Origin of the sequence: Streptomyces sp. NPDC048018, assembly GCF_043202995.1 — a bacterium.
Lineage (GTDB): Bacteria > Actinomycetota > Actinomycetes > Streptomycetales > Streptomycetaceae > Streptomyces.
Genome location: NZ_JBIDBK010000003.1, coordinates 882,277 through 904,428, shown reverse-complemented (window position 1 = coordinate 904,428; position 22,152 = coordinate 882,277). Strand labels below are relative to the sequence as shown.

The window sequence follows — 22,152 nt, the reverse complement described above, 5'->3', positions numbered from 1 at the left end:
CCGGGCGGGTCGGCCCCGGACGCCTGGCGGTGCGGCGAGCGTGCGCCGAGAGCGCTCGTGGCTCCGGCGTGCCTGCTCCGGCACGCCGAAGGGTCCCGGGATGCCGTCCCGGGGCCCTCCGTCACGCGGCCGGGATCACGCCGCGGGGCGGCCCACCAGCTCGCGCAGGACGTCCTCCATCGTCACCAGACCGGCCAGCCGGCCGTCGTCGTCGATGACGGCCGCCAGATGGGTCCGGCTGCGCCGCATCGCCGTGAGGACGTCGTCCAGCGGTGTGGCCGCCCGCACGCGGGCGATCGGCCGCAGCGAGGCCACCGGGAACGGCAGGTCGCGCGGGGTGACGTCCAGGGCGTCCTTCACGTGCAGATAACCCAGGATGCGGTGCTCCGAGTCGACGACCGGGAAGCGGGAGAATCCGGACCGCGCCGACAGCGCCTCCAACTGCTCGGGAGTCGTGTCGATCTGGGCGTAGACGACCTTCTCCGCCGACATCACCACGTCGCGCACCGGGCGCCGGCCCAGCTCCAGGGCGTCGTGCAGCCGCTCGGCCGCCCGGTCGTCGAGCAGGCCGGCGTCACCGGCGTCGGTGACCATCCGGGCCAGCTCGTCGTCCGAGAAGGTTGCGGCGACCTCGTCCTTCACGTCCACCCGCAGCAGCTTCAGGATGCCGTTGGCGAAGGCGTTGATGGTGAAGATCACCGGGCGCAGCGCGCGGGTCACGGCCACCAGCGGGGGGCCGAGGAGGAGCGCCACGCGGGACGGTTCGGCCAGCGCGATGTTCTTCGGGACCATCTCGCCGAGCAGCATGTGCAGATACGTGGCCACGGTGAGCGCGATCACGAACGAGATCGGGTGCACCAGGCCGTGCGGCACGCCGACGGCGTCGAAGACCGGCTCCAGGAGATGGGCCATGGCCGGCTCGGCGACGATGCCGAGGACCAGGGTGGACAACGTGATGCCGAGCTGGGCGGCCGCGAGCAGCGCCGAGACGTGCTCCAGACCCCAGATGACGCTGCGGGCCCGGCGGTCGCCGGCCTCCGCGAGCGGTTCGATCTGACTGCGGCGCACGGAGATCAGGGCGAACTCCGCGCCGACGAAGAAGGCGTTGACGAGCAGGGTCGCCAGGCCGATGAGCAGCTGGACGACGGTCATCGGCCGGCCTCCTCACGGGGGTCGGGGAGCGGGGCGTGCAGCAGCACACGGGCCGCCCGGCGCCCCGTGTCGTCGACCACGTCGAGGCGCCAGCCGGCCAGCTCCACGTGGTCACCGAGGACCGGGATCCGGCCGAGCGCGGTGGCCAGCACGCCGGCCAGGGTCTCGTACGGCCCCTCCGGCACGCGCAGGCCGATGGCCTCCAGCTGGTCGGTGCGGGCCGCGCCGTCCGCGGACCACAGCGTCCGGCCGTCGGCGTCCTCGCCCGCCTGCGCCAGGTCCGGCGTCTCGTGCGGGTCGTGCTCGTCGCGTACCTCGCCGACGACCTCCTCGACGATGTCCTCCAGGGTCGCGACGCCGGCCGTGCCGCCGTACTCGTCGATGACGACGGCCATCGTCTGCTTCCCGGACAGGCGGTCGAGCAGTTTGTCCACGGTCAGGCTCTCGGGGACCAGCAGCGGTTCGCGCAGCAGGTCGCCGACGTTCCGGTGCGGCCGTTCCCCGGCCGGTATCGCGAGCACGTCCTTGATGTGCGCGATGCCGACGACCGAGTCCAGGCTGCCGCGGTAGACGGGGAAGCGGCTCAGGCCCGTCGCCCGGGTCGCGTTGGCGACGTCCTCGGCGGTGGCCTGCACCTCCAGGGCGGTGACCTGGACGCGCGGGGTCATCACGTTCTCCGCGGTGAGCTCGGCCAGGTTGAGGGTGCGGACGAACAGCTCGGCGGTGTCGGCCTCCAGCGCACCCTCCTTGGCGGAGTGCCGGGCCAGCGCCACCAGCTCCTTCGGGGAGCGGGCGGATGCGAGCTCCTCGGTGGGCTCCAGGCCGAAACGGCGCACGAGATGGTTGGCCGAGTTGTTGAGGTGGCCGATCAGCGGCTTGAACGCGGCGCTGAAGACGCGCTGCGGGGTCCCCACCACCTTGGCGACGGCCAGCGGGGAGGAGATCGCCCAGTTCTTGGGCACCAGCTCGCCGACGACCATCAGGACGACGGTCGACAGGGCGGTGCCGAGCACCAGGGCCACCGAGGAGGCGACCGAGGGCGACAGTCCGAGGGCCTCGATCGGGCCGCGGATCAGCGCGGCGATCGACGGCTCGGAGAGCATGCCGACGACCAGATTGGTGACGGTGATGCCCAGCTGGGCGCCGGAGAGCTGGAAGGTGAGCGACCTGACCGCCTTCAGGGCGCCGGACGCGCCGCGCTCGCCCCGGTCGGCGGCGGCCTCCAGCTCGGAGCGCTCGACGGTGGTGAGCGAGAACTCGGCCGCCACGAAGGCGCCACAGGCGAGGGCGAGGAGCAGCGCCACCAGGAGCAGCAGCACCTCGATCATCGGTTCACCTCCGTCCCTCGACGAGTCCCATGATCAGTCAGGGAGGGGAGGACCGCGCGATGTCGGCTCGGGGAACGGGTACTGGGAGGCTCGCCCATGGGCGGACGCTCACACCTTTCGATAGATGATCGATTCTGCACACCATGGTAAAGGATCGGCAAAGCGCTCCGGGTCAGCCGGCCAGCGGCTTCACCCAGCGCGTCCACTGGTCCTGCGGTCCGTACGCCGCCGCCCGCCACGCGGTCTCCCCCAGAGCGTTCCGGTCCAGCACCATCGCGTCCGCGCGCCGGCCTCCCAGCCGGACGAAACGCTCCTCCGCCGCGGCGAGCAGCGCGCCGCCGATCCCACGGCGACGGTGCCCGGGATGGACCGCGAGCCGGTACAGATGACAGCGCCATCCGTCGAACCCGGCGATCACCGTCCCCACCAGCTCCGCTTCCGCCCCGCCCGGCCCTTCGGCCGTCGCCCCGACCCGCTCCGCCAGCAGCAGCGCCTCCGGGTCGCGCTCGACCAGCCGAGCCACCCCGGCCCGGTCGTCGCTGATGCTCGTCCCCTCGGCCGCCGCCGCCCAGAAGGCGAGCACGGCGTCGATGTCGGCCGCCACCGCGGCCCGTATCCGAAGATCCTCCATGCCGGAATCCCACCACCGGACCCTCCCACGCGTCGAGCCTGTTTCACCCCTCAGACGCGTCGTGGCCCTCGGCCGCGCGCGACCGCCCGGGCACCGGACCGAAGGCCTCCAGGGATTCTCCTCAGCGCGGCCGCCGTCGCCTCGCGCGCGAGCAGCACATGGACCCTGAAGGCAGCGTCGGGCACGATCGTGCCCCCGGCCGCCGAGGTGATGCCCCGCGCGGCGGCGACGAGCCACGGGAACGCGGCTGACCCCCCGGGTGGCCGGCGCCCCGGATCGGGTAGGTCGGTCGCACCGGACCTCTCGGCGCGGCGGCAGCGGGACCGCCATGCGCTCCCGGTGCCGGCCGTGAGCACGGTGGCGGAGAAACGGCAGGACGGCACCCGACGCATCCTCCTGACGGGCGGACCCGCGGTGACCGGCGCTCACCCGGTCACGAAGCAGAACTCGTTTCCCTCAGGATCGAGCATCACCTGGAAGGAACCCTGCTCGTCGGTCACGAGACCACCCGACCGGCGGGCGCCCAGGGGCGCCACCTCCTCGGCCGCCGCCGACGGATCGGCCACCTCCACGTCCAGATGGACCCGGTTCTTCACCGCCTTGCCCTCCGGCACCTGCTGGAAGGCAAGCCGCACGAAGCCCGGCGGGTCGACGTACGACCAGGCGGGGCTCCGGTCGACCGGAGCCCCGCCGAGGACGGCCGCCCAGAACCGCACGAGGGCGGCCGGTTCGGCACAGTCGAACACGATCTCCTGAACTCGGGCACGCATGCGGTCAGCGTACGGCCGTGCATCCGGCGCAAGGCCCGGTCCCGCCCCGTGCCGGGCGCGCGGGCTCAGGCTCGGGCTGCCGCCCCCGCTCCCGCGGTGAACGCCGCCGCGTCCCAGACACCACCCAGCGCGGGAGCCAGCCACGAGGCGGCCCCCGACCGGAACTCCTCCGCCGTCAGCGCGCCCGCGCCCGCCGGAACGGCCCCGAGCAGCGGCGCGTCCGCCTCCTCGGGAAGGTCCGCCAGATTGCACCGCGAGGCCAGATCCGGGTCCTCCGGCCAGCTGCCGATGACCACGCCCAGCTGCTCGACGCCCCGTGCGCGGAGCGCCTCCGCCGTCAGGGTGGTCGTGTTGAGCGTGCCGAGCCCGGCCGGGACCACCACGAGCACCGGCGCCCCGAGCAGCCGGGCCGCGTCCGCGAGCGTCCCGCCCTCGTCGTCGAAGCGCACGAGCAGCCCGCCCGCGCCCTCCACGAGCACGAGGTCGTGCGTGGCCGCCAGCTCGCGCGCCGCCGCCGCGACGGCGTCGGGCCGGACGGGCGCCATCCCGGCCCGGCGCGCCGCGGTCCCGGGAGCCAACGGCTCGGGGAAACGTGCCAGTTCCGCCCCGGTCGTGGCCCCCGACAGCCGCAGCACGTCGGACACGTCCCCCGGCTCGTCGGGGCCGACGCCCGTCTGCGCCGGCTTGAGCACGGCGACGGACCGCCCGGAGGCGGTGGCGACGGCGGCGAGGGCGGCGGTGACGACGGTCTTGCCGATCTCGGTGCCGGTGCCGCTGACGACGATGACGCTCATGAAGCTGATGTCCTCTCAACCGATCAATTCCACTCCGTCCCCAGGGCACGGAACCCCCTCCCGCCCCCGGGGCACGGACTACCCCCTGCGTCGACGAGCCCCCACGGGGGCGGCGGGGCGGCGCCCCACCCCCCCGGCCGGCTCAGCCCGCCGCCGCTGCGGCCGTCACTCCCGCACAGATCCTCGCCACGTCCTCGTCCCCCGTCACGAACGGCGGCATCGTGTAGACGAGGTCGCGGAACGGGCGGAGCCAGACCCCGGCGCGGACCGCCGCGCTCGTGGCGGCGGCCATGTCGACGTCGTGGTCGAGCTGGACCACCCCGATCGCCCCCAGGACGCGGACCTCCCGCACCCCCGGCAGGTCGGCGGCAGCGGCGAGGCCCTCCCGCAGGCCCGACTCGATGCGCTTGACCTCGACCTGCCAGTCCTGCCCGAGCAGCAGGTCCACGGAGGCGAGGGCGACCGCCGAGGCGAGCGGGTTGCCCATGAAGGTCGGCCCGTGGGCGAGGACGGGGACCTCGCCGCGCGAGATGCCCTCGGCGACCCGGCCGGTGCAGAGGGTGGCGGCCATCGACAGATAGCCGCCGGTCAGCGCCTTGCCGACGCACATCACGTCGGGGGACACCCCGGCATGGTCGGCGGCGAACAGCGCGCCCGTGCGCCCGAACCCGGTCGCGATCTCGTCGAAGACCAGCAGCACGTCGTGGGCGTCGCACGCCTCCCGCAGCACCCGCAGGTACTCGGCGCTGTGGAAGCGCATGCCGCCCGCGCCCTGCACGACCGGCTCGACGACGACCGCGGCCAGTTCGTCCGCGTGCCGCCCGATGGCCTCGCGCAGCAGTTCCGCGTACGACTCCTCGTACTCGGCCGGCGGCGCCTCCACGAACACCTGCCGCTGGAGCACCCCCGACCACAGCTCGTGCATGCCGCCCTCGGGGTCGCACACGGACATCGGCTGCCAGGTGTCGCCGTGGTAGCCGCCGCGCCAGGTGAACAGCCGGTGCTTGCCGGGACGCCCGACGGAGCGCCAGTACTGCAGGCACATCTTGGCCGCGACCTCGACCGCGACCGACCCCGAGTCGCTGAGGAACACGTGCTGCAGCGGCCCGGGCGTGATCTCGACGAGGCGCGAGGCGAGCCGGACGGCGGGCTCGTGGGTGAGCCCGCCGAACATGACGTGGCTCATCCGGTCGAGCTGACCGCGCGCCGCCTCGTTGAGCACCGGGTGGTTGTAGCCGTGGACGGCCGACCACCACGAGGACATGCCGTCGATCAACTCGGTCCGGCCCTCGCTGGGTTCGGCGAGCCTGAGCCGCACCCCGGACGCGGACGCGACGACCAGCGGATCCGTACGGCCCGGCATGGGGCCGTACGGGTGCCAGACGTGCGCCCGGTCCAGGGCGAGGAGTTCGTCGTTACGCATTCGGCGCGAGGTCCGTACCGGCGCCCCGGCGGCGCACGGCCACCAGGTCCGTCCGGGCCTCCGAGGCCGGGGCGGTCGCCGCCGCCGGCACCTCGGCGTGCCCGCCGCACGGCCCGCAGCCGCCGCCCGCCTCGGCGTGGGAGCCGCAGCCGCCGCCGGCCGGGGCGGCGGAACCGCAGGCGCCACCGGCCTCCGCGTGCGAGCCGCAGCCGCCGGCGGCCGCCGCGGCCAGGGCGTCCGCCCGGTGGGCCGGGAGCGTCGTCGTGCCCGCCCCCTCCACCTCGAAGCCGGCGTCCGCGATCATGTCGAGGTCCGCCTGGCCGGCCTGGCCCTCGCTGGTGAGGTAGTCACCCAGGAAGATCGAGTTGGCGATGTGCAGCGCCAGCGGCTGCATCGACCGCAGGTGCACCTCGCGGCCGCCGGCGATACGGACCTCGACGTCCGGGCAGACGAACCGGACCATCGCCAGGATCCGCAGGCAGCGCTGCGGCGTGAGGTGCCACTCCTTGGCGAGCGGCGTGCCCTCGAAGGGGATGAGGAAGTTGACCGGCACCGAGTCGGAGTCCAGCTCGCGCAGCGCGAACACCACGTCGACCAGGTCCTCGTCGCTCTCGCCCATGCCCGCGATCAGGCCCGAGCAGGCCGACAGGCCGGCCCCGTGCGCCTTCTGCACGGTGTCCACGCGGTCCGCGTAGGTGTGGGTGGTCGTGATGTCCCCGTACGTCCCCTCGGACGTGTTGAGGTTGTGGTTGTACGCGTCGGCACCGGCCTCCTTGAGCCGTTCCGCCTGGCCGTCGGACAGCAGACCGAGACAGGCGCACACCTCCACGCCCTCGTTCTGCTCCTTGATCGCCTCGATGGTCCTGCCGACGCGCTCGACGTCACGGTCCGTCGGACCGCGGCCGCTCGCCACCAGGCAGACCCGCTTCGCGCCGCCCGCGACACCGGCCGCCGCTGCGGCCGAAGCCTCGTCGGGCTTGAGCCACGTGTACTTGAGGATGCCGGCGGTCGAGCCGAGCCGCTGCGAACAGTACGAGCAGTCCTCGGGGCACAGCCCCGACTTCAGGTTGACCAGATAGTTGAGCTTCACCCGACGCCCGAACCACTGACGGCGCACCTTGCCGGCAGCGGTCACCACATCGAGCAGGTCGTCGTCGGATGTCGCCAGTACGGCGAGGGCTTCTTCGCGGGTCGGCAGCTCGCGCCGCAGCCCCTTCTCCACCAGGGTGTTCAGCAGGTCCATAAGGGCTGATCCTTACCTACGGCACGCCCCGGGGCCAAGGAAGAGAAGAACAAACAGACCGGTTCGATGTGTGTGTATGGCCACACCATGTCCTCGGTCCCGGCCGGTTAGGGTCTGTGGGCTGCCTACAAAAGGATCTGCCATGCCGCCGTACGCCGAGGACCCGCAGGACGTGCCGGAGCCGAGGGAGGACCCGGACCCCCGCGGGGCCGCCTTCGCCTGGACGGAGACCGCGGCACGGCAGCGCGCGGAGGCCGGTCTCGTACGGACCCTGCGGCCCCGGGCGGCCGAGTCGGACCTGCTCGACCTCGCGAGCAACGACTACCTGGGCCTCACCCGGCGCGCGGAGATCACCGAGGCGGCGGCCGCGGCGGCCCGCCGCTGGGGCGCCGGCTCCACCGGCTCGCGGCTCGTCACCGGCTCGACGCGGCTGCACGCCCGGCTGGAGCGCGAACTCGCCGAGTTCAGCGGTTTCGAGGCGGCGCTCGTCTTCTCGTCCGGATACACCGCGAACCTGGCCGCGCTCACCGCGCTGTCCGCCCGGGACGGGCTCATCGTCTCGGACGCGGGCAACCACGCCTCCATCGTCGACGGCTGCCGGCTGTCCCGCGCCGAGACGGCGGTCGTCCCGCACGCCGACCCGGAGGCCGTCGCCAAGACGCTCGGTGCGCATCCCGACCGCCCGGCGCTCGTGGTCAGCGACTCCGTCTTCTCGGTCGACGGCGACAAGGCACCACTCGCGGCGCTCGCGACCGCCTGCCGGGCGCACGGCGCGGGCCTGGTCGTCGACGACGCGCACGGGCTCGGCGTGCTCGGCACCGGCGGACGCGGCGCCCTCCACGAGGCGGGGCTCGCGGGCGACCCCGACGTCGTCGCGACCCTCACCCTCTCCAAGTCGCTGGGCAGCCAGGGCGGTGCGGTCCTGGGCCCCGCCCGGGTGATCGAGCACCTCGTGAACGCCGCCCGCACCTTCATCTTCGACACGGGGCTCGCCCCGGCCGCCACGGGCGCCGCCCTCGCGAGCCTGCGGCTGATCGCGGCCGAGCCGGGCCTCGCGAACCGGGCCCGCACGGTCGCGGGCACGCTCCACCGGCTCCTCACCGAGGCCGGCCTGACCGCCGTACGTCCCGACGCGGCCGTGGTCTCGGTCCGCGCCCCGGGCCCCAACGAGGCGCTGCGCTGGGCCGCCGACTGCCGGGAACTCGGCCTCGCCGTCGGCTGCTTCCGTCCGCCGTCGGTGCCGGACGGCATCTCCCGCCTCCGGCTGACCGCCCGCGCGGACCTCACGGACCAGGAGATCGAGCGCGCGGTCGCCACCATCGTCCGCACGGCCCCGCAGGGTGCGGCGGGCTGACACCCCTCGCCGCCGTCCCGGCCGGCCGGCGGTCCCGCGCCTGCCCGCCGTGGGCGGCGCCGGCCGCCGGCAGACGTGAGGCCGCCCGGTAGGCGCGGCCGTTCGGTCCGCGAGCGCGCCGGCCGTTCCGCGAACGCGCCGACGGGCCGCAGCCGCACCGGCTGCCCGCATTCGTGCGGGCTGTTCCGGAGTGCGCCGGCCGTCAGCACCCGTGCGCGCCGTTCCGCGAACGCGCTGGCCGTCCGCACCCGCACCGGCCGTTCCGGGAACGCGCCGGCTGTCCGGACGCGCACCGGCCGTTCCGGGAACGCGCCGGCTGTCCGGACGCGCACCGGCCGTTCCGGGAGCGCGCTGGCTGTCCCGGACCCGTGCGTGCCGTTCCGCGAGCGCGCCGGCCGTCAGCACCCGCACCGGCCGCCCCGCAACCGCACCGCCCGTCGTGCTCGTCCTAGAGCGCACCATGCCGACCCTCCCCGTTCCCGTCACAGGGCTCCTGGCCTCGGCCGCCCGCCGCCTGTTCGTGTTCGCCTGGACGCAGACCCGGGCCTGCGCCTTCGCGATCGCGCTGCTGTCGGGGGTCGCGGCGTCGACCCTGCTGCCCGGGCTTCCGGTGGCCCGTTACGACCTGCTCGTCGTGTACGGGGTGCTGCTCACGCTGCTCTTCTGGATGCGCGGCTGGGAGTCCGGCCGGGACGTCGCCGTCATCGGCGTGTGCCATGTCATCGGCCTGGCCTTCGAGCTGGTGAAGGTGTCGCTCGGCTCGTGGAGCTACCCCGAGACGGCCGTGCTCAAGTTCGCCGGCGTCCCGCTGTACGGGGGTTTCCTCTACGCCGCCGTCGGCAGTTACGTCTGCCGGGCCTGGCACCTCTTCGACCTGGAGCTGGTCCGCTACCGGCCCGGGTCGACGGCGGTGGTGGCCGCGGCGATCTACCTGAACTTCTTCACCCATCACTGGCTGCCGGACGTGCGCTGGCCCCTGGCCGCGATCCTGGTGGGCGTCACGGCGGGCACCTCCGTGCGGTTCACGGTGCGCGGTGCCCGCCTGCGGATTCCGCTGGCGCTGTCGTTCGTCCTGATGGGCTTCTTCCTGTGGCTGGCGGAGAACCTCGCCACCTACCTGGGCGCCTGGCGCTATCCGTACCAGCTCCACGGGTGGCAGCCCGTCGGCGTGGAGAAGTTCGGCGCGTGGTCCCTGCTGATCAGCATCACCGTGGTGCTGGCGGCGGCCACCCGCCACGCGGACCCGCGCAGGCCGTGACGGCGCCGGCGCCCGGACCGGCGCCGGACGGGACAGGGGGCGGCTGCCCGGTCATGTCGCCGGGACTCCGGGCACGGCGGCGATGACGAAGGCGTGCCCGGCCGGATCGGTGCAGCGGCGTACGGCGGAGCGCCGGTCGAGGCGGGTGCCGTCGAGTTCCGCCGCCACCGGCCGGGCGCCCAGGGTGATGGCCTCGCGTTCGGCCTCGTCGAGGGCGTCGGGGGCGACCAGGATCCTCAGGTGGGCCTGCTGGGAGTCCTCCGGCCGGGGCCAGCTGGGCGGAGCCTGGCCCAGGTCGCGCTGGATGCCGAGGACGATGCCGGTGGGGGAGGAGACCAGGAGCAGATCGGGATCGCCCGCGGCCGGTTCGACGGTGCCGCCCAACAGGGTGGCGTAGAAGCGGGCGAGGGGTTCGGGATCGCTGCTGTCGAGGACGAGAACGGTGCTCTTGGACACGGTCATGGGACCCGTGTGCCCGCTCAAGGGCCTTACAGGCACGCCGAGTCGGGATCCGCTCGCCCGTTGCACGCTTCACCGCTTCGGGCGACAGATATCCGCCCGTCCTGGTGGATCGCCGGGCAGGGCGGCACGATCGGTGGCACTCTGACGCGAAGTGCAATCCGGGCGGGGCCCGGTGGGAAAGGGACAGCGTCGCCATGGCAGACCACCTGGAAGCAACCGTCACTCTGCCGAGCGATCCCGCCTCGGTGTCCGCCGCGCGGAGACACGTCGCCGAGGTCCTCACCTCCTGGGGCCTCGGGAGCTCGACCGAGACGGCGGACGCGGTCCGGCTGATCGTCTCCGAGCTGGCGACCAACGCCGTGCAGCACACCTTCGGTCAGTCGCCCACCTTCACGGTCGACCTCCGCCTCGAACGCGACGAGCAGCTGCACATCGGCGTGACCGACAGCCATCCGCGCTGGCCCCGGCGCCTCCCGGCAGCCGTCCAGCAGGACAACGGGCGCGGCATGGTCATCATCCGCTGGCTCGCCGCGGAGGCGGGCGGCCGCCTCTCGGTCGAGCCGACGCCCGAGGGCGGCAAGACGGTCTGGATCCGACTGCCCTGGACGGCCGTGGCGCTGACGCCCCGGTAGAGCGGCTCCGGCCCGCCGCGGCGAGCCCGCTCCGCCCGGTCGGCGTCGCACCGGGCCCGTATGGGGCGACCGTACCGCCCGGCGGCCCGGTCGGCCATCCGACCGGCGCCGCCCTCCGCGGGGGCGGGGCCGACCGGTCTCCCGGGGCCGGCCCCGCGGAGGGCGGCGCCGTCCCCGCGACCCCGGGGACGGGGGGCGCGGGGCGGCCGGGGGACGGGCGCCGGGTGGGGCGGCCCGCGGCGCCCTCGCGTGGCGGCCCTTCGCGGGGCGCGGGACGGCGGGGTCCGCTGGTCAGCGGACGCGGCCGTACAGCACCTTCGACGTCCAGATCCGGTCGAGCTTCACCCAGGAGCCGGTCTTCGGGGAGTGCCAGATCTTGTTGTTACCCGCGTAGATTCCGACGTGGTAGACCCTTCCGCCGGAATGGAAGAAGACGAGGTCCCCCTTCTGGCGGCTGGACGCCGTGATGTGACGCGTCTTGTTGTACTGCTGCTGCGCGGTGCGGGGCAGTGTCTTGCCCGCCTTCTTGTACGAGTAGAGCGTGAGGCCCGAGCAGTCGAACCTGCTGGGCCCAGCGGCCCCGTACTTGTAAGGCGATCCCTTCTTCGAGGCGGCGATGCCCAGAGCCGTGTTGGCGTACGAGCTCGCGGCCTGGGCCTCCGGCGCCGCTCCTGGGGCGAGCAGCGTGCCGCCGACGGCGGCGAGGGTGAGAGCCGAGACGGCTCCGGCCCGGGACAGCAGGGACGGGACATGAATCTGCGCAGTCATGCGCAACCCTTCGTCAGCCGCCTGTGAAGGATGACCTGTCGGGTTCGGGCAGGCGAAGATGCCCGGCCGCGGCTGCGGCTTCACCCCGAGGGACGTCACCCTTGCGGGCACGTCCCGTGTTGCTCGGGTCCTCCACTCCTGCCGATCCACTCCTGTCGACCAGACGTCCGGGACAGCGGCAGGACTCGGCGTCCGCCCGGACCGCCCCGCCTCGGGTGGCGGGGGCTTGTCGTCGACAGGGATCTTGACTCACAGTCGGGTAGAAATCCGAGCTGAAACAGCGATATGTGAGGCTCCTCACGACTGATCCATTCGAGTGGACAGTCAGGTTTCGTGATCTTCGGAGGTTTGCCCGACGAGCCGTTCACCAGCGATGGAATGCCCGATTCCGCTAAATGTGTAGACCTGTTGCGCAACTCGCCTGAGCTCTATGTCGATTCGTCGACTACGCCGAACGGGGGAGCGATTCTGCGGCTCGTGTGCCCCGAGTGGACCTCGACACGACACGCCGCACTGTCAACTCGACGACTCTTCGGGGACGGTGACGCGCCCTGAGCGCCGCTCTCCGTCCAACACCCTTAGCGCACGCGCCAATGTGGCCGCGTGGACCTCGCTCTCGCCTCGCACATGCATGAGCGTCACGGCGTCCCGGAGTGCCGTCGCGCGCCCGACCAGGGCCTGAGCGGCCCTCAGGGCCCCATAGGTATGCGATGTCCTGGATGGATTGATCCTTCCGAGGAGGTCGACGACTTCGAGGTACGCGTCCACGAACTCACCCTCGGCGCGGGTCAGCGCGGGCAGCGGCGGCAACTCCGGGACCATCGGGTCTCACCTCTCGCCGACGGTGCCCGCGGACGAGCGACGGCTCTTCACCACGTGGTCCACCAGCCCGTACGTCACGGCCCCCGCCGCGTCGAGCACGGTGGTCCGGTCGATGTCGGCGTCGATCCGGTCGAGATCCTGCCCGGTGTGCTCCGCGAGCAGTCCGGCCACCAGCGCGCGCTGACGCAGCAATTCCCGCGCGTGGATGTCGAGATCGCTGGGCTGTCCGTGCAACGGCTCGTCGAGCGTGGGCTGCTGGAGGACGATCCTGGCCCCCGGCAGGGCGAGCCGGCGCCCCGGCGAGCCGGCCGTGAGCAGCACCGCGGCGGGGCCGACCGCCTGGCCCAGGCAGATGGTCTCCACCTCGCACGAGACGGTGCGGATCGTGTCGTAGATCGAGGTCATCGCGCTGATCGAACCGCCGGGGGAGTTGATGTAGAGGCTGATCACCTGCTCCGGCGCGGAGTGGTCGAGATGCAGGAACTGGGCGATGACGTCGTTGGCCGAGGTCTCGTCGACCGGGGTGCCCAGGAAGACGATCCGCTCCTCGAGCAGCTTCGAGTACGGGTCGAGGGTGCGGGTCCCGAAGTTCGTGCGCTCGGTGAACTCCGGAAGGACATATCGCATGGCGGGACGCATGGCGCTCCCCCTTCTGTAAAAAATGTACAGGACGTACAGCCCGTAAGATGAGGAGCATGGCCTATGAGATTCCGGTGACGCAAGCGCGCGCAGAGCTCGCGGACCTCATCAACCGCGTCGTCTACGGCGGTGAGCGCGTGGTCGTCACCCGGCACGGCAAGCCGCTCGTCGCCCTCGTCTCCGCCGCTGACCTGGAACGACTCGAGGCGGCGGAGGCGCCTGCCGAGGAGCAGGTGATCAGCTCGCTCTCCTCCGTCCGCAGCATCACGTCCGCTCCGGGTGAACAGCGCCGCTTCGGCATCGCCGCCCACCACCGCGATCCGGGCGCGCCCGACGCGTGACGCGCGCCGGGTGGCGCAGGGCAGGGGCGAGGGGCGGTCCGCGGCGGGCTCCCGGCCCGCGGACCGTCGGGGCGGACCGGAAACGGGCTCATGCGGCCGGCGTGTCGCCCGGCCGCATGGCCAAAACCCCCTTGCGCTCGCCCGGGGGTTCCCCGTCCGACAGGCGCTCTTCGGGGACGCCGACGCCGGGATGCCGGAGGACGGCCGGCACGGGCTGATGTCCATGCACATGCAAAGCGCGAGTTAACGAGCCGGAAAAACTTCCGCCCTAACCTGCAATGTCTGATCCCGCGGCCCGTCTCGTGGCTCAACAGAGTGTTGAAGATCGCTATGGTCCGCTGCTGTCCGGGTGAGTCACCCGGTGGAAGACAGTGAGGTGGAAGCGTGCAACTCAGCCCCCACGAGCAGGAGCGTCTGCTCATTCATGTCGCGGCCGACGTGGCCGAGAAGCGCCGGGCGCGCGGTGTGCGACTCAACCACCCCGAGGCCGTCGCGCTCATCACCTCGCACGTCCTCGAAGGGGCCAGGGACGGCCGCACCGTCGCCGAGCTGATGGCCTCCGGACGCAAGGTGATCACCCGTGACGAGGTCATGGACGGCATCCCCGAGATGATCCACGACGTGCAGGTCGAGGCCACCTTCCCCGACGGGACCAAGCTCGTCACCGTCCATGACCCGATCGTGTGAAAGCGGGCCGTCGCCGATGATCCCCGGAGAGATCCTTTACGGGGACGGGCCGGTGCCCCTCAACGAGGGCCGCCCCGTCACCCGCCTCACCGTCCTCAACGCCGCCGACCGGCCCGTCCAGGTCGGCTCCCACTACCACTTCGCCGAGGCCAACCCGGGCCTCGACTTCGACCGTGCCGCCGCCCGCGGTCTGCGCCTGAACATCGCCGCGGGCACCGCCGTCCGCTTCGAACCCGGCATCCCCGTCGAGGTCGAACTCGTGCCGATCGCCGGCCGCAGGATCGTGCCCGGCCTGCGCGGCGGGACCGCGGGACCCCTCGACCACGACGAGACCAAGGGGGGCGAGCGTGCCTGAGCTGCACCGCGCCGTCTACGCCGACCTGTTCGGCCCCACCACCGGCGACCGCATCCGGCTCGCCGACACCGACCTGCTCGTCGAGATCGAGGAGGACCGCTCCGGCGGCCCCGGACGCGCCGGCGAGGAGGCCGTCTTCGGCGGCGGCAAGGTCATCCGCGAGTCGATGGGCCAGTCCCGCACCACCCGGGCCGAAGGCGCGCCCGACACCGTCATCACCGGTGCCGTGGTCATCGACCACTGGGGGATCGTCAAGGCCGACATCGGCATCCGCGACGGCCGGATCACCGCCCTGGGCAAGGCCGGCAACCCCGACACCATGGACGGGGTCCACCCCGAACTCGTCATCGGCCCCGAGACCGAGGTGATCGTCGGCAACGGCCGGATCGTCACGGCCGGCGCCGTCGACACCCATGTGCACTTCATCTCGCCCACCGTCGTCGAACAGGCCCTCGCCACCGGCGTGACCACCCTCGTCGGCGGCGGCACCGGACCCGCCGAGGGCACCAAGGCCACCACGATCACCCCCGGCCCCTGGCACATGGCCCGGATGTTCGAGGCGCTCGACACCTTCCCCGTGAACATCGGCCTGCTCGGCAAGGGCAACACGATGTCCCGCGAGGCCATGCACTCCCAACTGCGCGGCGGCGCCCTGGGATTCAAGATCCACGAGGACTGGGGAGCCACCCCCGCCGTCATCGACGCCTGTCTGGGCGTCTGCGAGGAGACCGGCGCCCAGCTGGCCATCCACACCGACACCCTCAACGAGGCGGGCTTCGTCGCCGACACCCTCGCCGCCATCGCCGGACGCAGCATCCACGCCTACCACACCGAGGGTGCGGGCGGCGGACACGCGCCGGACATCATCACCGTGGTCTCCGAGCCGTACGTGCTCCCCAGCTCCACCAACCCCACCCGGCCGCACACCGTCAACACCATCGAGGAACACCTCGACATGCTGATGGTCTGCCACCACCTGAACCCGGCCGTGCCCGAGGACCTCGCCTTCGCCGAGTCCCGCATCCGGCCCTCCACCATCGCCGCCGAGGACGTTCTGCACGACCTGGGCGCCATCTCGATCATCTCCTCCGACTCCCAGGCCATGGGCCGGATCGGCGAGGTGATCATGCGGACCTGGCAGACCGCCCACGTCATGAAGAAGCGGCGCGGCGCGCTGCCCGGCGACGGGGCGGCCGACAACCACCGGGCCCGGCGCTACGTCGCCAAGTACACGATCAACCCGGCCGTCGCGCAGGGCATGGGCCACCTCGTCGGCTCGGTCGAACCCGGCAAGCTCGCCGACCTGGTGCTGTGGGAGCCCGCCTTCTTCGGCGTCAAGCCGCTCGTCGTCGTCAAGGGCGGGCAGATCGCCTACGCGCAGATGGGCGACGCCAACGCCTCCATCCCCACCCCCCAGCCGGTGCTGCCCCGGCCGATGTTCGGCGCGCTCGGCCGGGCCGCCGCGGCGGGCTCGGTCAACTTCGTCGCGCAGGCGGCGATCGAGGACGACCTGCCGCAGCGGCTGGGCCTGAACAAGGAGTTCACCGCCATCGGTTCCACCCGGCGGGTCACCAAGGCCGACATGCGGGAGAACGACGCCCTGCCCCGGGTGGAGGTCGACGCCGACACCTTCTCGGTGACCATCGACGGCGAGCACGTCGAACCGGCCCCCGCCCACGAACTTCCCATGGCCCAGCGCTACTTCCTCTTCTGAGCGGCGAAGAACCCGAGATGTCCCGATCCGCACTCCTCGTGCTCGCCGACGGGCGGTTCCCCGCCGGCGGGCACGCCCACTCGGGCGGCGCCGAAGCCGCCGTCAAGGCCGGCCGGCTCAGGAACGCCGCCGACCTGGAGGCGTTCTGCCGCGGCCGGCTGCACACCACCGGTCTCACCTCGGCCGGCCTCGCCGCCGCCGCGGCCCTCGGCGCCGACCTCCACGAGCTCGACACCGCCGCCGACGCCCGCACCCCGTCGCCCGCCCTGCGCGCCGTCGCCCGCCGGCTCGGCCGGCAGCTGATGCGGGCCGCCCGCGCCGCCTGGCCCGGCCCCGAACTCGACCGGCTGGCCGCCGCGTTCCCGCGCGGCGCCCACCAGCCGGTGGTCCTCGGGACCGCCGCCCGGTCGGCCGGGCTCGGCCCCGAGGACGCCGCCCACTGCGTCGCGTACGAGACGGTCGGCGGTCCGGCGACCGCGGCCGTGCGGCTGCTCGGCCTGGACCCCTTCCAGGCCACCGCGGTCCTCGCCCGCCTCGCCCCCGCCATGGACGAGGTGGCCGCCGAGGCCGCCGAACGCGCCGCCGTCGCCCTCGTGGAGGGCCTGGACGCCCTGCCCGCGGCCTCCGCCCCGCTGCTCGACCTGACCGCCGAGCAGCACGCGTCCTGGCCGGTCCGCCTCTTCGCCTCCTGACCCCCCGCCCCCGCAAGGAGCCCTCATGCACCTCGATCACGGCCACGACCACGGCCCCGCCGTCTCCGCCGACGCCCACCGGCCCGACGGCACCCGCCGCGCCCTGCGCATCGGCCTCGGCGGCCCCGTCGGCTCCGGCAAGACCGCCACCGTCGCCGCCCTCTGCCGCACCCTGCGCGACTCCCTCTCCCTCGCCGTCGTCACCAACGACATCTACACCCGTGAGGACGCCGAGTTCCTGCTCCGTGAGGCGGTCCTGCCGCCCGAGCGCATCCAGGCCGTCGAGACCGGCGCCTGTCCGCACACCGCGATCCGTGACGACATCTCCGCCAACCTCGAAGCCGTCGAGGACCTGGAGGACTCGGTCGGCCCGCTCGACCTGATCCTCGTCGAGTCCGGCGGCGACAACCTCACCGCCATCTTCTCCAAGGGCCTCGTCGACGCCCAGATCTTCGTCATCGACGTCGCCGGCGGAGACGACATCCCGCGCAAGGGCGGCCCCGGCGTCACCACCGCCGACCTGCTCGTGATCAACAAGACCGACCTCGCCCCGTACGTCGGCTCGGACCTGGAGCGGATGGCCCGGGACGCCAAGGAGCAGCGCGGCGAACTGCCCGTCGCCTTCACGTCCCTGCGTTCGGAGGAGGGCGTCGCGCCCGTCGCCGACTGGGTCCGGGCCCGCCTCGCGGACTGGACCGCATGAGCCTGCCCGACCGCATGAGCCTCGCCGCCACCGCCCGCATCACCGCCGCGGCGGACGGCAGCCTCCCGGTCCTGGAGAGCGACGGCCCCCTCGCCCTGCGCCGCACGCGCGCCACCGGCCCGTACGCCCGCGTCACCGTCGTCGGCGCGATGAGCGCCCCGCTCGGCGGCGACCGGCTCGCCCTCCGCGCGGACGTCCGGGACGGCGCGCGGCTGCTCGTCGACGCCGCGGCGGCGACCGTCGCCCTGCCCGGGCGGTCCGCCGCCCCGGCGACGTACGACGTGACGCTCGCCGTCGGTGCGGACGCGGAGCTGCGCTGGCTGCCCGAACAGCTGGTCTCCGCCGCCGGATCCACGCTCAGCATGCGCACGACGGTCGAGCTCGCCCCCACCGCGCGTCTCGTCCTTCGAGAGGAGCAGGTCCTCGGCCGGCACGGGGAGCCGCCCGGCACCCTCACCACCCGGCTGACCGTGCGCCGTGCCGGGCGCCCGCTGCTCGACCAGGAGTTGCGCTTCGGTCCCGGGGCGCCCGGCGGCTGGGACGGCCCGGCGGTCCTCGCGGACCGCCGGGCCACCGGCCAACTCCTTGTCGTCGAACCGGAGTTCACCGAGAAGCCGGTGGCGGCTCGGCTGCTCGGCGAGCATGCCGTGCTCGTCCCCCTCGCCGGGCCCGCCGCACTCCTCACCGCCGCGGCACCCGACGCCCTCGCCCTGCGGCGCGTGCTCGACGAAGCACTGGTCCTGCTCACCGGCGGCCGGTGACGTTCCGCTCAGCGGTACACCGGTCTCCGGTTATTGGTTCGGCAAAGAAACAGGTGTACGCCCTTTCACCCGAGGCCACCTTGACGAAAGGATCCCCCGGACAACACAGAACACGGCGCTGCCACGGGGGCGGCGCCCGCAAGGGGGAGGGACCACTTGAGACGTACAGCTGTGTTCGGCTCTGCCGGCACGCTGGTCACGGCCACGCTCATAGCCGGGGCCATGGCCGCACCGGCGGCCAACGCCCAGAGCAGCCACCACCGTGACGACGAGGCGCGCGGCGCCACCGTCGCCGCCGCCCGCGCCGCGAAGGCGGGCATCGACTGGCAGGACTGCCCGGCGGACTGGGGCCTCGAGAAGCCGATCCAGTGCGGCTTCGTCACCGTCCCGGTCGACTACGCCAAGCCCAACGGCAAGCAGATCAGGATCGCCGTCGACCGGATCGGTGCCACCGGCACCCCGGCCGAGCGCCAGGGCGCGCTGCTCTACAACCCGGGCGGCCCCGGCGGCTCGGGCCTGCGCTTCCCGCGCCGGGTCACCACCAAGAACAAGATCTGGGCGAACACCGCCAAGGCCTACGACTTCGTGGGCTTCGACCCGCGCGGCGTCGGCCACTCGGCGCCCATCTCCTGTGTCGACCCGACCGAGTTCGTCAAGGGTCCGAAGGCCGACCCGGTCCCGGACAGCGAGGCGGACAAGCTCGCCCAGCGCAAGCTGGCCGCCGAGTACGCCAAGGGCTGCGCCGAGAAGAGCGGCGACATGCTGCCCTTCATGACGACCCGCAACACCGCCCGCGACCTCGACGTCCTCCGGGCCGCGCTCGGCGAGAAGAAGCTCAACTTCGTCGGCGTCTCCTACGGCACCTACCTCGGCGCCGTGTACGGCACGCTCTACCCGACCCACGTGCGCCGCATGGTCGTCGACAGCGTGGTCAACCCGGAGAAGAGCAACATCTGGTACCAGGCCAACCTCGAGCAGGACATCGCCTTCGAGGGCCGCCTCAAGGACTGGATGAACTGGGTCGCCCAGAACGACGCCACCTACCACCTCGGCGACACCCTGGCGAAGGTCCAGCAGCAGTGGGTCACCCTGCGCGCCGCAGCCAAGAAGGCGCCCCTGGGCGGCAAGGTCGGACCGGCCGAGCTCATCGGCTTCTTCCAGAGCGCCCCGTACTACGACTCGTCGTGGGCCCCGGTCGCGGAGGCCTGGAGCGCGTACGCCGCGGGTGACCCGCAGCCGCTCATCGACGGGGCCGCCGCGGACCTCACCGACACCGCCGGCAACATCGCGTCGGAGAACGGCAACGCCGTCTACACCGCCGTCGAGTGCGCCGACGCGCCCTGGCCGACCAGCTGGAAGAAGTGGGACCGGGACAACTCCCGCCTCCACGCCCAGTACCCCTTCATGACCTGGGCGAACGCGTGGATGAACCTGCCGTGCGCCACCTGGTCCGCGCCGCGCCAGAAGCCGACCGAGGTCAAGACCGGCAAGGGCCTGCCGCCGGTGCTGATCGTCCAGTCCGAGCGGGACGCGGCCACGCCGTACGCCGGCGCGGTCGAGCTGCACAAGCGCTTCAAGGGCTCGCGTCTCATCACCGAGAAGGACGCGGGTTCGCACGGGGTCACCGGCCTGGTGAACTCCTGCATCAACCCGAAGGTCGAGACGTACCTGCTCACCGGCAAGGTGGACAGCCGTGACGTGACGTGTGCTCCGCACGCCACGCCGCAGCCGTAACACCCGCAGCACAGCGAGGGGCGGTCGCCGCACGGCGGCCGCCCCTCCGCCGTTCACCGCGAGGCCAGCCAGGCGTCCTCCGCCGCGTAGTCGAAGAAGTCCACCCCGTACTTCACCAGACCGGGGAAGGCCTCGCGCCAGTCCTGCCGCGCGACCGCGGCCGCGAGCCACTCGACCGTGCCCGGCAGCGACTCCTCGTACGTCACCACCGGCCGGTAGCCCAGCTCCCGCTCCGCGGCCGTCATGTCGCAGACCACCGGATGCGGGGCCGTCCACGGGGTGCCGCCGACCCGGTCCTTCCCGGGCGGTCCGTCGAAGAGGATCGTCTCGCTCGTCACCCCCATCACCGCGTCGACCGCCGCGCCGATCTCCGCGACCGTCGGGGCCACCGGGTCACCGCCGTTGAGCACACGGGTCCCCGGCCGCGCCGCGGCCAGGCGGATCAGCTCGGCCAGGTTGTCGACGTGCACCGGGTGGAAGACCGACCGCCCGCCCTCCGCCAGGATCCGCACCGGGCGCCCGTCGAGCGCCCGCTTCACGAACCACAGCTCGCGCGGCGCGGGGCAGTGCGGACCGTGCACGGCCGCGGCCCGCAGCACCGTCGCCGGCAGCCGCTCCCCCGCCGCGAGCACCTCCCGCTCCAGGGCCGCCTTCCGGGTGCTGTACGAGCGCGGGCCCGGCGCGACCGTGCGCCAGGTCACCGGGATCGGCAGCGGATACTCAGGGAACCCGTCCGGCTCCTCCTGCGTGTCGAAGTTCCGCCCCCGGTCGTCCTCGTAGACGGTGCAGCTGGAGATGACCACGGCCGACCCGATCCGGTCCGCCAGCCCCGTCAACTGGCGTCCGTGCCCGGCGTCGTAGGCCACGACGTCCACCAGCACGTCCGTCCCGGTGCCGAGCGCCGCCGCCAGCGCCCCGTCCTCGTCCCGGTCCACCGCCACCGACCGGACCTCCGCCGGCCACTTCTCGTCCCGGCCGCCCCGGCGCGAGGCGGCGGTCACCTCCCACCCGTCCTCGACGAGCGCCCGTACGGCCGCCCGCCCGATCTGTCCCGTCGCTCCCAGCACGAACGCGTTTCCCTTGGTCATGCAGGGGACGCTACGGGTCCCGAGCCGGGCGGCCCAGCACCTTACGCCGTGCGCGGATCCGCCCTCAGCGTCCCGGTCCGGGGAACTTCCGGGGCCCCTCGGGGGTCTCCGCGGCCTTGACCTTCGCCGCGTACTCGTCCACGTACTCCTGGCCGGACAGCCGCAGGATCTCGTACATGATCTCGTCCGTCACCGCACGGACGGCCGCCTTCTCGTCCGCGAGGCCCGCGAAGCGGGAGAAGTCCAGCGGCTCGCCGAAGCGGATGGTGACCCGGCGGATCCGGGGCAGGACCCGGCCCGGCGGCTGGATCTCGAAGGTGCCGACCATCGCGCACGGCACCACCTTCACGCCCGCCCTGAGCGCCATCACCGCGACCCCGACCTTCCCCTTGTAGAGGCGCCCGTCGGGCGAGCGGGTGCCCTCCGGGTAGATCCCCAGCAACTCGCCCCGGCCGAGCACACCGAGGCCCTCGCGGATCGCGGCCCGCCCCGCCTCCTTGCCCGAGCGGTCCACCGGGATCTGGCCCGCGCTCCGGAAGAAGGCCGCGGTCAGCCGCCCCTTGAGACCGGGACCGGTGAAGTACTCCTGCTTGGCGAGGAAGGTGATCCGGCGGCTCAGCACCACCGGCATCAGGAAGTGGTCGGAGAACGACAGATGGTTCCCCGCGACGATCGCCGCGCCTTCCTCAGGAACGTGCTCCAGCCCCTCCACCCTCGGCCGGAACAGCAGCTTGAGGAGCGGCCCGAGCAGGACGTGCTTCAGGACGTGGTAGAACACCGACAACCCCCGTTCGCGCGGCA

General features: G+C 73.1%; 24 protein-coding genes and 1 riboswitch. Of the genes, 11 read left to right on the top strand and 13 right to left on the bottom strand.

Annotation, left to right across the window (positions count from 1 at the left end):
• Window positions 1–135: 135 nt before the first annotated feature.
• The 7 genes from ACGF1Z_RS15270 to bioB form a co-directional block, all read right to left on the bottom strand.
• Window positions 136–1,152, bottom strand: a complete 1,017-nt coding sequence (locus ACGF1Z_RS15270) for a hemolysin family protein (RefSeq protein ID WP_393003911.1) — start codon at window positions 1,150–1,152, stop codon at window positions 136–138.
• Window positions 1,149–2,480 (bottom strand): hemolysin family protein, encoded by a 1,332-nt coding sequence (locus tag ACGF1Z_RS15265; protein WP_393003909.1) that lies wholly within the window; start codon window positions 2,478–2,480, stop codon window positions 1,149–1,151. The genes ACGF1Z_RS15270 and ACGF1Z_RS15265 overlap by 4 nt, the downstream gene beginning before the upstream one ends.
• A gap of 172 nt (window positions 2,481–2,652) precedes the next feature.
• Entirely contained in the window at window positions 2,653–3,111 is a 459-nt protein-coding gene (locus ACGF1Z_RS15260; RefSeq protein ID WP_393003907.1) for a GNAT family N-acetyltransferase, read from the bottom strand.
• A gap of 425 nt (window positions 3,112–3,536) precedes the next feature.
• Window positions 3,537–3,881: a VOC family protein gene (locus ACGF1Z_RS15255; RefSeq protein ID WP_393003905.1), complete on the bottom strand. Its 345-nt coding sequence runs from the start codon at window positions 3,879–3,881 to the stop codon at window positions 3,537–3,539.
• 65 nt (window positions 3,882–3,946) lie between these two features.
• Window positions 3,947–4,675: a dethiobiotin synthase gene (gene bioD, locus ACGF1Z_RS15250; RefSeq protein ID WP_393003903.1), complete on the bottom strand. Its 729-nt coding sequence runs from the start codon at window positions 4,673–4,675 to the stop codon at window positions 3,947–3,949.
• Between the two features lie 142 nt (window positions 4,676–4,817).
• A complete protein-coding gene (locus ACGF1Z_RS15245; protein WP_393003901.1) occupies window positions 4,818–6,098 on the bottom strand; it encodes an adenosylmethionine--8-amino-7-oxononanoate transaminase in 1,281 nt (426 codons plus the stop codon).
• Window positions 6,091–7,341, bottom strand: coding sequence for a biotin synthase BioB (gene bioB / locus ACGF1Z_RS15240; protein ID WP_393003899.1), 1,251 nt, complete (start codon window positions 7,339–7,341; stop codon window positions 6,091–6,093). The genes ACGF1Z_RS15245 and bioB overlap by 8 nt, the downstream gene beginning before the upstream one ends.
• Window positions 7,342–7,483: 142 nt before the next feature.
• Between bioB and ACGF1Z_RS15235 the strand changes: the two genes are divergently transcribed.
• Both ACGF1Z_RS15235 and ACGF1Z_RS15230 read left to right on the top strand, forming a co-directional pair.
• The gene (locus ACGF1Z_RS15235) at window positions 7,484–8,695 is read left to right on the top strand and encodes an 8-amino-7-oxononanoate synthase (protein ID WP_393003897.1); all 1,212 of its coding nucleotides are present in this window, start codon (window positions 7,484–7,486) and stop codon (window positions 8,693–8,695) included.
• A 460-nt stretch (window positions 8,696–9,155) separates the two neighbouring features.
• Window positions 9,156–9,953: a DUF817 domain-containing protein gene (locus ACGF1Z_RS15230; RefSeq protein WP_393003894.1), complete on the top strand. Its 798-nt coding sequence runs from the start codon at window positions 9,156–9,158 to the stop codon at window positions 9,951–9,953.
• Window positions 9,954–10,004: 51 nt separating this feature from the next.
• On the opposite strand, the gene ACGF1Z_RS15225 is transcribed toward ACGF1Z_RS15230, so the two are convergent.
• Window positions 10,005–10,415, bottom strand: coding sequence for a VOC family protein (locus tag ACGF1Z_RS15225; RefSeq protein WP_393003891.1), 411 nt, complete (start codon window positions 10,413–10,415; stop codon window positions 10,005–10,007).
• Between the two features lie 194 nt (window positions 10,416–10,609).
• On the opposite strand from ACGF1Z_RS15225, the gene ACGF1Z_RS15220 reads away from it, so the two are divergent.
• Window positions 10,610–11,047 (top strand): ATP-binding protein, encoded by a 438-nt coding sequence (locus ACGF1Z_RS15220; RefSeq protein WP_393003889.1) that lies wholly within the window; start codon window positions 10,610–10,612, stop codon window positions 11,045–11,047.
• Window positions 11,048–11,338: 291 nt separating this feature from the next.
• On the opposite strand, the gene ACGF1Z_RS15215 is transcribed toward ACGF1Z_RS15220, so the two are convergent.
• The 3 genes from ACGF1Z_RS15215 to ACGF1Z_RS15205 all read right to left on the bottom strand — a co-directional run bounded on the left by ACGF1Z_RS15215 (window position 11,339) and on the right by ACGF1Z_RS15205 (window position 13,276).
• The gene (locus ACGF1Z_RS15215) at window positions 11,339–11,815 is read right to left on the bottom strand and encodes a C40 family peptidase (RefSeq protein ID WP_393003887.1); all 477 of its coding nucleotides are present in this window, start codon (window positions 11,813–11,815) and stop codon (window positions 11,339–11,341) included.
• Window positions 11,816–11,818: 3 nt separating this feature from the next.
• Window positions 11,819–12,016, bottom strand: a riboswitch (cyclic di-AMP (ydaO/yuaA leader).
• Window positions 12,017–12,331: 315 nt separating this feature from the next.
• Window positions 12,332–12,637: a hypothetical protein gene (locus tag ACGF1Z_RS15210; RefSeq protein ID WP_393003885.1), complete on the bottom strand. Its 306-nt coding sequence runs from the start codon at window positions 12,635–12,637 to the stop codon at window positions 12,332–12,334.
• A gap of 6 nt (window positions 12,638–12,643) precedes the next feature.
• Window positions 12,644–13,276, bottom strand: coding sequence for an ATP-dependent Clp protease proteolytic subunit (locus ACGF1Z_RS15205; RefSeq protein WP_393003883.1), 633 nt, complete (start codon window positions 13,274–13,276; stop codon window positions 12,644–12,646).
• Between the two features lie 56 nt (window positions 13,277–13,332).
• Between ACGF1Z_RS15205 and ACGF1Z_RS15200 the strand changes: the two genes are divergently transcribed.
• From ACGF1Z_RS15200 to ACGF1Z_RS15165, 8 genes are all read left to right on the top strand, one after another.
• Window positions 13,333–13,617 (top strand): type II toxin-antitoxin system Phd/YefM family antitoxin, encoded by a 285-nt coding sequence (locus ACGF1Z_RS15200; RefSeq protein WP_393003881.1) that lies wholly within the window; start codon window positions 13,333–13,335, stop codon window positions 13,615–13,617.
• 384 nt (window positions 13,618–14,001) lie between these two features.
• On the top strand, window positions 14,002–14,304 hold the full coding sequence (locus ACGF1Z_RS15195) for an urease subunit gamma (RefSeq protein ID WP_376631714.1): 303 nt from the start codon (window positions 14,002–14,004) through the stop codon (window positions 14,302–14,304).
• Window positions 14,305–14,320: 16 nt separating this feature from the next.
• Window positions 14,321–14,659 (top strand): urease subunit beta, encoded by a 339-nt coding sequence (locus ACGF1Z_RS15190; protein ID WP_393003878.1) that lies wholly within the window; start codon window positions 14,321–14,323, stop codon window positions 14,657–14,659.
• A complete protein-coding gene (locus tag ACGF1Z_RS15185) occupies window positions 14,652–16,373 on the top strand; it encodes an urease subunit alpha (protein WP_393003876.1) in 1,722 nt (573 codons plus the stop codon). The genes ACGF1Z_RS15190 and ACGF1Z_RS15185 overlap by 8 nt, the downstream gene beginning before the upstream one ends.
• A 17-nt stretch (window positions 16,374–16,390) precedes the next feature.
• On the top strand, window positions 16,391–17,065 hold the full coding sequence (locus ACGF1Z_RS15180; protein ID WP_393003874.1) for an urease accessory protein UreF: 675 nt from the start codon (window positions 16,391–16,393) through the stop codon (window positions 17,063–17,065).
• 25 nt (window positions 17,066–17,090) lie between these two features.
• Window positions 17,091–17,768 carry an urease accessory protein UreG gene (ureG, locus tag ACGF1Z_RS15175; protein WP_393003872.1) on the top strand — a complete coding sequence of 226 codons (678 nt, stop codon included), beginning with the start codon at window positions 17,091–17,093 and terminating at the stop codon, window positions 17,766–17,768.
• A gap of 14 nt (window positions 17,769–17,782) precedes the next feature.
• Complete coding sequence (locus tag ACGF1Z_RS15170; RefSeq protein ID WP_393004195.1) at window positions 17,783–18,529, top strand: urease accessory protein UreD; 747 nt, start codon at window positions 17,783–17,785, stop codon at window positions 18,527–18,529.
• Between the two features lie 156 nt (window positions 18,530–18,685).
• Window positions 18,686–20,263, top strand: a complete 1,578-nt coding sequence (locus ACGF1Z_RS15165; protein ID WP_393003870.1) for an alpha/beta hydrolase — start codon at window positions 18,686–18,688, stop codon at window positions 20,261–20,263.
• A gap of 53 nt (window positions 20,264–20,316) precedes the next feature.
• Here the strand turns inward: ACGF1Z_RS15165 and ACGF1Z_RS15160 are convergent, their stop codons facing one another.
• Together ACGF1Z_RS15160 and ACGF1Z_RS15155 are read right to left on the bottom strand one after the other, a co-directional pair.
• The gene (locus tag ACGF1Z_RS15160) at window positions 20,317–21,351 is read right to left on the bottom strand and encodes an NAD-dependent epimerase/dehydratase family protein (RefSeq protein ID WP_393003868.1); all 1,035 of its coding nucleotides are present in this window, start codon (window positions 21,349–21,351) and stop codon (window positions 20,317–20,319) included.
• A 64-nt stretch (window positions 21,352–21,415) separates the two neighbouring features.
• Entirely contained in the window at window positions 21,416–22,129 is a 714-nt protein-coding gene (locus ACGF1Z_RS15155; protein WP_393003866.1) for a lysophospholipid acyltransferase family protein, read from the bottom strand.
• Window positions 22,130–22,152: the final 23 nt, after the last annotated feature.

What these genes read in the sequence shown, in the direction of transcription:
- ACGF1Z_RS15270 (WP_393003911.1), bottom strand. Translation starts at nt 1,152, where the DNA reads ATGACCGTCGTCCAGCTGCTCATCGGCCTGGCGACCCTGCTCGTCAAC.
- ACGF1Z_RS15265 (WP_393003909.1), bottom strand. Translation starts at nt 2,480, where the DNA reads ATGATCGAGGTGCTGCTGCTCCTGGTGGCGCTGCTCCTCGCCCTCGCC.
- ACGF1Z_RS15260 (WP_393003907.1), bottom strand. Translation starts at nt 3,111, where the DNA reads ATGGAGGATCTTCGGATACGGGCCGCGGTGGCGGCCGACATCGACGCC.
- ACGF1Z_RS15255 (WP_393003905.1), bottom strand. Translation starts at nt 3,881, where the DNA reads ATGCGTGCCCGAGTTCAGGAGATCGTGTTCGACTGTGCCGAACCGGCC.
- bioD (WP_393003903.1), bottom strand. Translation starts at nt 4,675, where the DNA reads ATGAGCGTCATCGTCGTCAGCGGCACCGGCACCGAGATCGGCAAGACC.
- ACGF1Z_RS15245 (WP_393003901.1), bottom strand. Translation starts at nt 6,098, where the DNA reads ATGCGTAACGACGAACTCCTCGCCCTGGACCGGGCGCACGTCTGGCAC.
- bioB (WP_393003899.1), bottom strand. Translation starts at nt 7,341, where the DNA reads ATGGACCTGCTGAACACCCTGGTGGAGAAGGGGCTGCGGCGCGAGCTG.
- ACGF1Z_RS15235 (WP_393003897.1), top strand. Translation starts at nt 7,484, where the DNA reads ATGCCGCCGTACGCCGAGGACCCGCAGGACGTGCCGGAGCCGAGGGAG.
- ACGF1Z_RS15230 (WP_393003894.1), top strand. Translation starts at nt 9,156, where the DNA reads ATGCCGACCCTCCCCGTTCCCGTCACAGGGCTCCTGGCCTCGGCCGCC.
- ACGF1Z_RS15225 (WP_393003891.1), bottom strand. Translation starts at nt 10,415, where the DNA reads ATGACCGTGTCCAAGAGCACCGTTCTCGTCCTCGACAGCAGCGATCCC.
- ACGF1Z_RS15220 (WP_393003889.1), top strand. Translation starts at nt 10,610, where the DNA reads ATGGCAGACCACCTGGAAGCAACCGTCACTCTGCCGAGCGATCCCGCC.
- ACGF1Z_RS15215 (WP_393003887.1), bottom strand. Translation starts at nt 11,815, where the DNA reads ATGACTGCGCAGATTCATGTCCCGTCCCTGCTGTCCCGGGCCGGAGCC.
- ACGF1Z_RS15210 (WP_393003885.1), bottom strand. Translation starts at nt 12,637, where the DNA reads ATGGTCCCGGAGTTGCCGCCGCTGCCCGCGCTGACCCGCGCCGAGGGT.
- ACGF1Z_RS15205 (WP_393003883.1), bottom strand. Translation starts at nt 13,276, where the DNA reads ATGCGTCCCGCCATGCGATATGTCCTTCCGGAGTTCACCGAGCGCACG.
- ACGF1Z_RS15200 (WP_393003881.1), top strand. Translation starts at nt 13,333, where the DNA reads ATGGCCTATGAGATTCCGGTGACGCAAGCGCGCGCAGAGCTCGCGGAC.
- ACGF1Z_RS15190 (WP_393003878.1), top strand. Translation starts at nt 14,321, where the DNA reads ATGATCCCCGGAGAGATCCTTTACGGGGACGGGCCGGTGCCCCTCAAC.
- ACGF1Z_RS15180 (WP_393003874.1), top strand. Translation starts at nt 16,391, where the DNA reads ATGTCCCGATCCGCACTCCTCGTGCTCGCCGACGGGCGGTTCCCCGCC.
- ureG (WP_393003872.1), top strand. Translation starts at nt 17,091, where the DNA reads ATGCACCTCGATCACGGCCACGACCACGGCCCCGCCGTCTCCGCCGAC.
- ACGF1Z_RS15170 (WP_393004195.1), top strand. Translation starts at nt 17,783, where the DNA reads ATGAGCCTCGCCGCCACCGCCCGCATCACCGCCGCGGCGGACGGCAGC.
- ACGF1Z_RS15160 (WP_393003868.1), bottom strand. Translation starts at nt 21,351, where the DNA reads ATGACCAAGGGAAACGCGTTCGTGCTGGGAGCGACGGGACAGATCGGG.